At 41.6% G+C, this 11,806-nt stretch carries 11 protein-coding genes; 4 read left to right on the forward strand and 7 right to left on the reverse strand.

What is annotated here, in order from left to right:
* Positions 1 to 223: 223 nt before the first annotated feature.
* From B808_RS05055 to B808_RS05080, 6 genes are all read right to left on the reverse strand, one after another.
* On the reverse strand, positions 224 to 2,287 hold the full coding sequence (locus tag B808_RS05055) for an LTA synthase family protein (RefSeq protein WP_009167381.1): 2,064 nt from the start codon (positions 2,285 to 2,287) through the stop codon (positions 224 to 226).
* 20 nt (positions 2,288 to 2,307) lie between these two features.
* A complete protein-coding gene (locus tag B808_RS05060; RefSeq protein WP_035422331.1) occupies positions 2,308 to 3,336 on the reverse strand; it encodes a lysylphosphatidylglycerol synthase transmembrane domain-containing protein in 1,029 nt (342 codons plus the stop codon).
* Positions 3,333 to 4,376 (reverse strand): glycosyltransferase family 4 protein, encoded by a 1,044-nt coding sequence (locus tag B808_RS05065; RefSeq protein WP_009167379.1) that lies wholly within the window; start codon positions 4,374 to 4,376, stop codon positions 3,333 to 3,335. Before B808_RS05065 ends, B808_RS05060 begins: the two co-directional genes overlap by 4 nt.
* A 2-nt stretch (positions 4,377 to 4,378) precedes the next feature.
* A complete protein-coding gene (locus B808_RS05070) occupies positions 4,379 to 5,545 on the reverse strand; it encodes a glycosyltransferase family 4 protein (RefSeq protein WP_009167378.1) in 1,167 nt (388 codons plus the stop codon).
* Positions 5,546 to 5,666: 121 nt separating this feature from the next.
* A complete protein-coding gene (locus B808_RS05075) occupies positions 5,667 to 5,933 on the reverse strand; it encodes a phosphocarrier protein HPr (protein WP_009167377.1) in 267 nt (88 codons plus the stop codon).
* A gap of 96 nt (positions 5,934 to 6,029) precedes the next feature.
* Positions 6,030 to 6,224 (reverse strand): hypothetical protein, encoded by a 195-nt coding sequence (locus B808_RS05080; RefSeq protein WP_009167376.1) that lies wholly within the window; start codon positions 6,222 to 6,224, stop codon positions 6,030 to 6,032.
* Between the two features lie 155 nt (positions 6,225 to 6,379).
* Here B808_RS05080 and B808_RS05085 point away from each other — a divergent pair, with 155 nt between their 5' ends.
* The 4 genes from B808_RS05085 (at position 6,380) to B808_RS05100 (ending at position 10,334) form a co-directional block, all read left to right on the forward strand.
* Positions 6,380 to 8,398: an ATP-dependent Clp protease ATP-binding subunit gene (locus B808_RS05085; protein ID WP_009167375.1), complete on the forward strand. Its 2,019-nt coding sequence runs from the start codon at positions 6,380 to 6,382 to the stop codon at positions 8,396 to 8,398.
* Positions 8,399 to 8,492: 94 nt separating this feature from the next.
* On the forward strand, positions 8,493 to 9,323 hold the full coding sequence (locus tag B808_RS05090; protein ID WP_009167374.1) for a MucBP domain-containing protein: 831 nt from the start codon (positions 8,493 to 8,495) through the stop codon (positions 9,321 to 9,323).
* 98 nt (positions 9,324 to 9,421) lie between these two features.
* Positions 9,422 to 9,994, forward strand: a complete 573-nt coding sequence (locus B808_RS05095; protein WP_009167373.1) for a cadmium resistance transporter — start codon at positions 9,422 to 9,424, stop codon at positions 9,992 to 9,994.
* A gap of 4 nt (positions 9,995 to 9,998) precedes the next feature.
* Positions 9,999 to 10,334 (forward strand): ArsR/SmtB family transcription factor, encoded by a 336-nt coding sequence (locus B808_RS05100; RefSeq protein ID WP_009167372.1) that lies wholly within the window; start codon positions 9,999 to 10,001, stop codon positions 10,332 to 10,334.
* Between the two features lie 41 nt (positions 10,335 to 10,375).
* Here the strand turns inward: B808_RS05100 and B808_RS05105 are convergent, their stop codons facing one another.
* Positions 10,376 to 11,797, reverse strand: a complete 1,422-nt coding sequence (locus B808_RS05105) for a C69 family dipeptidase (RefSeq protein WP_009167371.1) — start codon at positions 11,795 to 11,797, stop codon at positions 10,376 to 10,378.
* Positions 11,798 to 11,806 lie beyond the last annotated feature (9 nt).

Here is an 11,806-nt window from a genome sequence, read left to right on the forward strand (position 1 = left end):
ATCAATCGCTTGACAACTTTATTAGTATACAATGAAATTTTTAAGGTGTCAACAACTAATTTCATTGTTCCGCCACTGGATAAGACAATCTATCGCAAGCAGCAGAACTAATATTAGCAAGTCTAACCTAGTTCGTCAAGCAATTTATTAAAACTTCTAACAAAAAAGGGACTTATAAAAATGCTTATCGCATTTCTACAAGTCCCTCTCAATAACTAAATCATTACTTTAGCTCTGGCGCATTCGTTTTAAAGTCCGGAACAGTTGATTTACCACCATTTTGATCTACTAAACTAGTTTGATGTTTTCGATCACTTTGTTGTAATTGCTTAAGTGCATGCTTTTTCGTGTAATCGTAGTCTTTTTTATTAACGTTCTGATACCCTTTTAGCTTATGAAAACGTAATAAATCCCCATAAACAACTTTATCAGAGTTTGAGAGACTGTCGTTTACAAACCGCTGCTGTTCATCAAGTAATTTCTTTTGGCGATTATCTAAATCTAGCTCTTTACCCGTGCTGGAATCATAGATGGTGTTACCAGACTTAACAAACTGACTAGAAACAAAGTCCCCATTTCGAAACGGCACAATTTGTCGATTCTCACTACTCAAAAGATCATGACCAAATTGAATTGTATTATCGTTTTTAATCCCCAGTAGGTGCAACAAGGTTGGTAGTACATCAATTTCACCACCATAAATATGGTCAATATGACCATCCAGATTGCTACCATTGATCATGAATGGGACTTTTTGAAATTGAGCCAAATCATATTTATTAACACTCTTCTTCCCTAATAACTTCGCAATTGCTGGGCGATGGTTATTAGAGATCCCGTAATGATCTCCATATAAAACCACAACACTGTTTTTAGCCAGACCTGATTTTTCCAAATATTGTTGAAATTCTCCAAATGCCTGATCTAAATAGTGCGCTGTCTGCACATAGGGATCCACCGTACTGTCGCCAGTTTGCGTTGCCGGAAAATCCGTGTTGGCTTTATCAAGTTCATACGGATAGTGATTGGTAAGAGTAATCATCTTGGCATAGAATGGTTGGGGCAGTTGTTGTAAGTATGGAATGGTTTGGTCAAAAAAGATCTTGTCCTTCATCCCATAGCCAACGTTGTAGTTTGGTTTGTTTTTATAATAAGAATCGCTAAAGAAGTAATCATAGCCCCATGATTTATAGGTGTTATTACGATTCCAGAATGTTGGAACATCCCCATGGAAGGCAGCTGAGGTATAGCCACCAGCTTGGTGCAGAAGCGAAGGAGCTGCCTGAAAGGTATTCGAACTCCCGTAGCTAACCATTGCAGAGCCCTGAGGTAACCCGTACAAAGAATTTTCTAACATCATCTCAGCATCAGATGTTTTTCCCTGTGCAACTTGATGATAAAAATTATCAAACGCAATGGTATGCTGATTATGATAAAACTTATTAATATTAGGAGTAACTTCTTTCCCATCAACTTTATAATCAATTAGAAACTGCTGAAAACTTTCTAAATGAATAATAAAAACGTTTTTACCCTTTTCTTTACCAAAGTAGCTAACATTGGGGGATACCTGGTTCTTTTTAATAAAGCTCTGGACGCTTTTTAGATCGGCGGCCTTAGCTTTACTCCGAGTCGAACTCTCTTTCTGTGTTTGATACACATTAAAAGCTGCATACTCATTTAATCCCAGATATTTAACAATGTAGTTATTATCAAAGGTCCGCGTTAGCAATCCGGAACGGTTTGCATTAGCAGCACTGTATTCAGCAAACATCAGTAAAAATGAAAGGATGGTAATGCTAAAGGCATAACGAAATTTAAACGGACGCTTATCAATCTTAATGACTTTGAATAACAACAATAAAATCAAAATCACAATGTCAAGATAAACAATAAAATCGCCCGGTCGTAGAATTTCTAAGAAACTTTTCCCTAAATTATTTTGAACATTTCCAGTTCCTTTAATAATCCCCAGTGAGAGAAAATCCGAAAATTCGCGATAGTATAAAATATTCGCAAAAATCCAAGTTGACTGCAAAAAATCAATAATCAGCATCAACCAATAGGCTAGTTTACCTCGAAAGTAAAGGGCAATTCCAAATAACAAAAGGGCGGACGGAATAGGATTAACCAGCAGTAAAAACTGCTGCATTCCCCCACTAACCCCCAGTGTAAAATCAGTTCGATACGTCAAATATGTTTTTAACCAAAAAAGAACGACAACCAGGAGATAAAAACCTATTGTCGTATTCAATCCAGCTCGAATTCGCTTAAAAAAACCCGCCATTCCTGCTTCCTCCAAAATCATCATGGTTCTTTTTGTTGTTGTAATCGTCGACTAGGACGCATCACTAACGCTACCGTTCCAAGGATCAAACCCAGATAGTAAGTTAAAATTCGCCATAAAATCATTGCTACCGCCAGCTTACTACTACTGGTAATATAACTGCGAAATAGCATTTCAAAACTATACTCAGCACCGCCTGCGCCCCCAGGAATCGGAAACATGGAAATTACTAAAAAGATCAGCACGTCCAAACTAGTTACCATCACAACGTTGGCCTGTGAGTATCCTAACGACCGCATAATAAAATATGGAATCAAGTAATAAAAGAACAATTGAAAAAATGTTACCACAAAAACTTTTAACATCAATTTCCACTGGTGCCCGATTCTAACACTTTCATAGTAAAATGTATCAATTTTTTGATTGATGGTGATCTGCCACTGCGAGAATTTTTCTGCGGTCACAAACCAGCGTAACGGTTTGATACAAACATTGACTAATTTTTTAGTAAATGAATGCCAGTACATCACCATCAGCAAACCAACAATCACTACCAAGTGAATTAAAAAACCAAATACCACAAAAATCGCCAGAGTGTGAACCTTATCAACCAAATAATTAAAGCCAATGACTAGACTAACGATGAAATTCAAAACAATCATAGCCTGATACACCACAAACTTCATCAAGAGCGCTGACGTGGCCCGTCCTCCGTCGACTCCCGACTGCAATAACACTACTACCTGAGCTGGTTGTCCACCAGAAGAAAACGGAGTAATCCCGTTAAATAGTTGCTCTACCAGAGGAACCCGCAGTGCATCCCGAAAGGAAAAGTCTGGTGTGCTACTCGCAACCAGCATATGCGTCACTACTGCTTCTAAACCAAAATACAATAGAATGCAGCCGACCGCCACTAAAAGCCACCAGAGATTAATCGAGGCCAAATCATTAATTAGAACATCGAATTTAATGTCACGCACGGCATACCATGAAATTAACAAACCGAGCCCCAACATAATTATTAATGAAAAAAAGTTTCTTCTCGTCATGTGTGGTCCTTTCTTGAGGTACTCAGCGCAGCTTGTTGACAATAAAAATCGTGCCAGATTTGGGCTAAGTGGGCTTCAGAGTATTCATCAGAAACCACCCGCGCCCGCTGACAAGCAGCTTGGTACTGGGAATCATCACTGGCCAGCCGATGGAGCTGAGTTCCCATTGCCACTACATCTTTAGCCGCCAAATAGTTTCCGGCTAAAATCTCGCGATATAGCTCTAAATCACGTAAAACTACCGGCAATCCGCACGCATAGGCTTCTAAGACCGACATGGGAAACAATTCATTATAAGATGGCAATAAAAACACATCCGCTAATTGGTAATATTCACGGAGCTGTGCCCGATCTAAAATTCCCGGAAAGCTCAAGTTAGCGGGCGGATTTTCAACCAATTGGCTTAGCTCGTGATAGCCAGCCGTCATCGGACCAAAAGAAAAGCCTCCGACCCAGATAAACTGGTAGTCGGGATTGTCTCTTGCCAACTTGGCAAAGTCCAAAACACCTTTTCTAGTTTGCACTTGCCCCGTACAGATCACGGTAAAAGCATGGCTAGCATATCCATGTTTACGCCGCAAATCCGTTTTCTCGTCCGGCGCGGCTGGATAAAATTCAGTTCGACTAACGAAGTTTGGAATATACTTGATTCGCTCTTTGGGAATTCCATACCGCGCTAGTTTAGGAATAAAAGTCGGATTTACTACTACAATTTGATCCATCCGTCGGTAAAAAGCAATTACATAGCGATCAACTAGCTGCCGAATCGGCGTCGGCAATTTCAAACTTCCCCGGAGGGTTTCTGGCAAAAAATGGACATATCCAATTTTTCGACCACGATTTTTCATAAATGTTGATAAGTAAAAAGTCGGGTTAATCGTGTGATAATGACTAATATCTGAAGCCTGATAGTGGTTAACTCGTACTTCGAATTCCGTTGGGAAGTTCGTTTTCAACAACTGCATGAGCTCTAAATAAGCACTTCCAACTCCCTGTCCCTTTACTTTAGTGGCCGTTGAAAACATGTTGATTTTAAGCATGGCTACTCCTCGTCTTCGTCATACGCCTGGTAACGATTAATGACATCTTGATAGAAGGCCTCAATCTGATCAATAAAATACGTGGCAGAGATGTCGTGAAGTTTGTGTTGGCGTAACTCGGGCTTGTCTGGATAATGATCAGCGTGACAAAGATAGTCAACAACGGTCCTAACGAATTCGGCATCACTGGATACCGTCCTTCCGAGCGAAGCGTCGCTGATTAAATCATCCGCATAGGGGCTTTTGGCAACCACCACTTTGGTGTCAGCTGCCATTGCTTCAATGTAAGTTAACCCTTGCGATTCCGACTTCGAAGTTGACACAAATACATTGGCCATCCGATAGTAATCATTAACTCGTTCATTGACTACCTCTCCTGTAAATCGAACATGGTCTTGTAACTGCAGTTGTCGCACCTGCTCATGTAAATCAGCCTCAGCAGGTCCCTCACCCACAATTACTAAGACTGCTGTAGGAACTTGTCGCAAGATTGCCGGCATCAAGGCAATCAAGGCTCCTAAATTTTTTTCATACGCAAGTCTGCTCAGGGACAATAACACTGGCGTATTTGGTAAAAGATGTAGTTCAGCGCGCACATCTTTCGTTGCCTGCTCATGGTATTGTCGTAAATTAATCCCCGTAGGAATAATTCGAATCGGACTCTTTACCCCGTAGTCAGTCAGCTTATCTAAGACCCGTTTGCTGGGGGCCACAATTCCATCCAAATGATGACAAAACGCCAACGTTCCCTCTTTAACGTGGATTGGTTTCAAAAGCCGACCATTAGCCACGTAATGAAGATAATCTTCATACATGGTGTGGTAAGTATGCACACAACTAATATTTAAATTTTTTGCCACAAATTTACCAATCATACCCATCGAAAATTCCGTCTGTGTGTGTACTAAATCCAAGTCGAGTTTTCTAGCGATCTGGGTTGCCTGAAACAAACCACGAATTGCAATCCGTCTCTCTGTAAATGAAATAAACGGGATGCTAGAAAAGCGATAGACGCCATCACTTTCATCATCAGTCGCATGGGGATCGGTCGTCGTAAAAATATAAACCTGATTCCCCCGTCGTTCGAGCTCATCGCGCAGGGTTTTAATCGAAGTTGCTACTCCACTGACTTGCGGAAAATATGTATCTGTAAATAACCCGATTTTCAAGTGAAGTTCATCCTTTCAAGAACCAGCATAATAAAACAATTATATTGGTTTCCTACTAGCTTTGCAAATCATGAACTAAATAAAAAGAGTTGCCGAAGCAACTCTCACATCATCAGAAGTACTATTCAATTAAGCCTTCTTCTTTCATGGTTTTAGCAATCGCATCTAGAGCTTCGTCCGCATTATCACCATCAGCAGCAATGGTAACAACTGCGCCTTGTCCAACTCCGAGAGACATCACACCCATAATTGACTTTAAATTAACTGTTTTTTCTTCGTAATCTAGCGTAATGTTCGCATCAAACTTACTGGCAGTTTGAACTAAAAAAGTAGCAGGACGAGCATGGATACCGGTTTCAGCAGTAATTTTAAATTGACGTTTTTCCATAATAAACGCACCCCTTTATTAACCTTTGATACTTTAAGATTACCAATAACTACCATAAAATACAAGCTTTTAAAACAAGGATCCCTTTAAAAATCGTTAATTATCAGTCGCATAATGATAAACGACAACCCCGTCTGTAGCAGCTTCGCCAACAATTCGCTTACGGGTTTCATAATCCATGAAGGCTTGTTGAAAGTAAAAAAACTGGTCTGGTGTGACCGTAAGTGAGTCCAATTCACCAGTTCGTAATTCATCTAAGCGTTTTGTAAAGTCGGCTTTGGTCAGCACCATGTCTCATCCCTCCTTAACAACAGCTCCATCTTACCATAATTTTAATCGTCCTGCTGGTCGCAAAGCAAATTGCTTGTTGTTTCAAACAACCGGTAGTAAAATAGTTGAAAGTCAAGAAAGGTCAGATGACTTGATTCAACTTAGGAGGTTTCATTATGGAAGAACAAGGTGCATACGGCTTTGGAAATCTCGATGATTTCCTACGATCCATACAAGGAGCCCGCATGAACGAAGGAAGTGGTTCACAAGCGGCTGCTAAGGGCAATCACAATCATAACAATAACGGAATTTTAAAAACTTATGGAACTGATTTAACGCGGTTGGCGCGCGCTGGTAAACTTGATCCCGTCATTGGACGTGATCAGCAAACTGCTCGCGCAATTGAGGTTTTAAACCGCCGATCAAAAAATAATCCGGTCTTAATTGGGGAGGCGGGGGTCGGAAAAACGGCCATTGTCGAAGGATTAGCCCAAAAAATTGCCGACGGAACGGTTCCACAGAAATTACGCAATAAGCGGATCATCCAGATTGATATGGTTTCTTTAATTCAAGGAACTGGGATTCGTGGTCAATTTGAAAAAAAGATGCAACAGTTAATCAAAGAAGTTAAAGCTGATTCAAACTTGATTCTCTTCATTGATGAGTTGCATGAAATCATGGGGGCCGGGAATGCGGAAGGTGGTCTCGATGCTGGCAACGTGCTCAAGCCTTCTCTCGCACGAGGTGACTTCCAACTAATCGGTTCAACTACGCTCAAGGAATACCGTAATATTGAAAAGGATGCCGCCCTTGCTCGGCGCTTCCAACCAATCATGGTTAATGAACCATCAGCGGAACAAACGTTCAAAATCCTGCAGGGATTACAGAAAAAATACGAAGATTTTCACATGGTACACTACACTGATGGCGCCTTAAAGGCAGCAGTTAGTCTCTCACAGCGGTACATCAATGATCGTTTTCTGCCTGATAAAGCAATCGACTTAATGGATGAAACTGGTTCAAGAAAAAATCTCACTTTAAACATCGTTGACCCCCATGCCATTGAACAAGATATTGCCAAAACTGAGAAAGAGAAAGAAGCTGCTCTCAATAAAGAAGACTACGAAACAGCTGCGTACTTTCGTGATCGAGTCAAACAGCTCGAACGACAACGCCAGCACGGCACCCAGACCAGCAATCAAAATAACACCATTACTGAAAAAGATATGCAGCAGGTCATTGAAGAAATGACTGACATTCCAGTAGGTACGCTCGAAGAGCAGGAAAAGCAACAATTAAAAGAACTCGCTCCCCAGCTTGAGCAACACGTCATTGGTCAACCGGAAGCAGTTCAGCAGGTTACCAAGGCCATCCAAAGGAATCGACTCGGCTTCAACAAAAGTGGGCGCCCAATTGGTTCGTTCCTCTTTGTTGGACCAACCGGAGTAGGCAAAACTGAGTTAGCTAAACAATTGGCTAATCAACTGTTTGGTTCAAAAGATGCCTTGATTCGCTTTGACATGTCAGAATATCGCGAACCCCAATCCGTTGCCAAACTAATTGGAGCTGCACCAGGTTATGTTGGCTATGATGAAGCTGGTCAGCTGACCGAAAAAGTTCGCAGGCATCCCTATAGTTTGATTCTATTAGATGAAGTGGAAAAAGCTCATCCGGATGTTTTGCATACGTTCCTGCAAGTGCTAGACGATGGTCGCCTAACTGATTCACAGGGACGGACGGTTTCATTTAAAGACACCGTTATTATTATGACCAGTAACGCTGGAACAACCGTTGGCGGTAACGTTGGTTTCGGGGCAGCTGCACAAGGGCAAACGCACTCGGTTCTTAACAAACTCGGGGCTTATTTCAAACCAGAATTTCTTAACCGCTTTGATGGTATCGTCGAATTTAAATCACTTACCAAACCTGATTTACAACGAATCGTAGAGTTAATGATTACCGATGTTAATGATACGCTAGCTGACCATCATCTTTCTTTAGAGGTCGACCCTGCGGTCCGAAATAAATTAGTAAACCTCGGCTATGATCCCGCTATGGGAGCCCGTCCGCTCCGTCGGGTCATCCAGGAACAGCTGGAAGATCGAACCGCTAGTTATCTACTCGAGCATCCTGAAACTAAAGCTTTAAAAGCAAAATTAAATGCTGATCAGCAAATTACCGTTAGTGCTCGTTAATTGACCATGATTAGCTTAAAGTCAGAATTGTTATGATTCTGACTTTTTTGGTATCATAAGACTAAGTCTTAGGTCCCGATTGGAGGTTATTATCTTGTTTAAGCGCATCCGCCAGCGCTGGCGCAAACGACGTCAAGCACGAACTGCTCGACTAACATCATTAAGCAAGCGCCCTGTCCTGCCACAAACCAACTTGGCGGTCCCAGAAAAACCGACACCTACCGTGTCCAAGCCAGTAGGCACAGTAGTACCGGAAACTGCTTTTATTGAACCGCCCACAAAAAAGGCACGCATTTTCATTAACTATCATGATGAGCAACATCGTCCGCTCCAGCAACCAGATATTTTCGTCAGTGAACTTGGTCAGCGCTTGCAAATTACGATTCCAGAAATTCCAAACTATTATTTCAATGCCATGACCGGGATTACCTCTCACGTAGTCCAAACTAGCCAAGTAGTCACCCTTCACTATCGCAAACAAACCGGAAAAGCCGTGTTGATCTATTGTTTTGACTTTGATGATCATCACTTATTGAAGATTCCGACTTTTGCCGTTGGACCAATTGATACCGAATATTATCTTACCGCCCCGGCTATTGCTGACTATCGACTCTATCTATGGGCTGGAAAATTGCGCGGACGCTTTTCAAAACAATCGCAAACCATCGTTTGTTATTATCGGCGCACAAACTGGCAACTAGTTCAACCAGTTAATTATCTCGTTACAATTACAACCACTACCTCCATCTATCCAGAACCAGAGCAACATCAACCCCACCCAATTCGACTACCTCGAGGATCAGTTTGGAAAGTCTTCAAAGAAGTTCAGACTACCGAGACAACCTGGTTATTCTTGGGTGGAGCTGAATGGATCAAAAAATCTGCAACCAGTCGGCTGACTAGTCAGCCAAGCCTTTCACAATAATCGTCCGCATCCGGGCGATTTTTTTATTTGCTTTTCTGCGTTACATATTATATATTTTTCATATGAAATTATATTAATATTTAAACAAGGAGCTCTTCATGAATATTGGACTTTTAACTCTCACCTTTGTAGCCGTCAATCTCGATTTTTTCGTTATGTTGATATTTTTATTACATCGCCAGTCGCTTGCAACGGTACTAATCGGTTACTGGCTTGGTCTTATGACCCTACTAATCATCAGTTTTGTAGTTGGAAAAGTGCTAAGTACCTGGTTGCCAGAGTATCTTTTAGGTCTGCTTGGTTTCTTACCGATTTATCTCGCCCTTAAACCTGATGAACCCGACCAACCATCCTTGGAAAAAGCCGCCCCAGTGTTGGCCGTTATGTTGACTTACTGGTCAGTTTGTGCCGGGTGTAATCTAGCCATTTTTGTCCCCGTTCTAATCGGAATGTCACTTCCCGGTTTTCTTGCAACGATTGGATATTTTAGTATACTGCTGGTGATCATCGTGCTACTATTGAAATTAATCGAACAACAAAATATCATTCAAAGCGGATTACAGCGCTATGGCAACGTCCTGATGCGAGTTTGCTATTTTACAATTGGATGTTACGTCCTTTTTGAAAGTGGTTTCGTAGCTCAGGCTTGGCACTGGATCATATCCATTTAAGAAGGTGATTTCAATCGATTCTCAAGCAATCATGGAAACTAGTGCGATCTTTAAATTATTGGGTAATGAGACCCGTTTAAATATCCTACTGTTGTTGGAAAAACAACCTCAAACCGTATCAGAATTAGTCAGTGCTTTACATCTAAAGCAGTCAAATGTTTCCCACCAGCTTGCCCAACTAAAACATCATCAGCTGATTGCTTCGACGCGTAGGGGTAAAAATCTCTTGTACAGCTTGCGCGATCCCCACGTCATTACGATGATTGAGACGACATATGAACACAGTGCCCATGTCATTCGCCATGAAGGGCATCCGTATCCATTCCGTGATCAACCCTAACCTAAAAAAACTCCGAATCCTATGAGATTCGGAGTTTTTTATCACAAATTTTTATCCATGTTATAAGTTAATTTTGACAAAGTCAGTCCCTTTGACATTAATTGGTTCATAAAACTATGCACCCGTTGTTCCATGATGTCCACCAAGCGTTGGTTTTGTTGCTCCAGATAGGCAGAAACTTGCTTGGAAGGTAGCTGATCCGCATGTGCTCTTGTCTTTGCCACATGTTCAATAAACATTTGCATCATTGCAGTTTTAAAATCACGATCCAACTGAATAAAATCAGCATAATGAGATTCTACTAGCATGGATAGCTTGCGATACATCCAATAAGCACTAATGTCATCCATCTCCAACGGCGTTTCGGCGTAACTAGGTGCCGTATTTTGAACATTTCCAAAAAATGGAACATAGGGACTAAAAGTTGGAATCCCAAAATTCAGCCACATTATTGCAGAACTCGTGCTTACTCCATCATTTTTCAGTTGTAATACGTGGGAGTTCTGTGTCCGGTTCATTGCAATTGGTCGATATTTAGTTTTGGTTGCTCCTTGACCGTGAGCAAGTGGGTCAAATTCCGTCTCATTATAATGGGAACTCAAAATAAACTGGACATCTTCAACTCCGATTTTGCGATCTGCGCGAAGGACAAAGGGCATGTCTGCTGAAGTTGGGCTCTGAATTAAAGACGGCGTCAAGTAACGCTGCCCATACCAGACCCTCGGGGTATTATAATTACGATCTTTTTCATTGCTGGTCCCAAAGATTTTTCTGAAATTAAATCCCGTACGGTTTGGATTCAAATGATGCTGCTCCACAAATTCCTGCAACCCAGCTGACCACATAAAATTTTGAGGATCGGAGAAATCAACCGTTTGAATGGCAACTTGATTTGCAACTACCACGTAAGCATCGTCTGGAATCCGTGCAGCCACCCAGTGATGCCCAGTGACAATTTCCATGTACCAGATTTCATCATGATCACTAAACATTACTCCGTTACCTTCCGGAGAACCATACTGTTTAATCAGTTGACCAAGATACTCTACTCCTTCACGACTACTATGAATGTACGGTAAAACCACTGACGGTAGCGAATCCTCCGCAAGCCCAGCCGGAACCCATGGATCATAAGCCAACGTGGCCGGATTCCCATAAACACTTTCTGTCGCACTCATCGCAACGTCAACTTCATTAAATCCACTTTCGGCGTACACCCCTTCGTTGGCATCATCAGCATTTGGCGTTGCTGAATATCGCATCCCTGTTCGTGGCAGCGTTAGCCGAAAGCCATTTTGATTAGAAATCCATTGTCTCGTTTCATCCTGATACGCTGGATGAACAACAAATCTCTGGGGAGTCAACGGTAGGAAGGTATCATCATTTCGAGCAATCATTGTTGATCCGTCAATACTGGCATCCTTACCCACCATCACACTAGTACAAGCTGATAAAGGTTTCATTGATTTCCT

It is taken from the genome of Fructilactobacillus florum 8D (assembly GCF_000512295.1).
GTDB classification, from domain to species: Bacteria; Bacillota; Bacilli; order Lactobacillales; family Lactobacillaceae; genus Fructilactobacillus; species Fructilactobacillus florum.

Excerpts from the sequence above, each read along its gene's own strand:
- B808_RS05095 (WP_009167373.1), top strand. The coding sequence starts at position 9,422 with ATGAATATTGGACTTTTAACTCTCACCTTTGTAGCCGTCAATCTCGAT.
- B808_RS05105 (WP_009167371.1), bottom strand. The coding sequence starts at position 11,797 with ATGAAACCTTTATCAGCTTGTACTAGTGTGATGGTGGGTAAGGATGCC.
- B808_RS05065 (WP_009167379.1), bottom strand. The coding sequence starts at position 4,376 with ATGCTTAAAATCAACATGTTTTCAACGGCCACTAAAGTAAAGGGACAG.
- B808_RS05085 (WP_009167375.1), top strand. The coding sequence starts at position 6,380 with ATGGAAGAACAAGGTGCATACGGCTTTGGAAATCTCGATGATTTCCTA.
- B808_RS05080 (WP_009167376.1), bottom strand. The coding sequence starts at position 6,224 with ATGGTGCTGACCAAAGCCGACTTTACAAAACGCTTAGATGAATTACGA.
- B808_RS05055 (WP_009167381.1), bottom strand. The coding sequence starts at position 2,287 with ATGGCGGGTTTTTTTAAGCGAATTCGAGCTGGATTGAATACGACAATA.
- B808_RS05075 (WP_009167377.1), bottom strand. The coding sequence starts at position 5,933 with ATGGAAAAACGTCAATTTAAAATTACTGCTGAAACCGGTATCCATGCT.
- B808_RS05060 (WP_035422331.1), bottom strand. The coding sequence starts at position 3,336 with ATGACGAGAAGAAACTTTTTTTCATTAATAATTATGTTGGGGCTCGGT.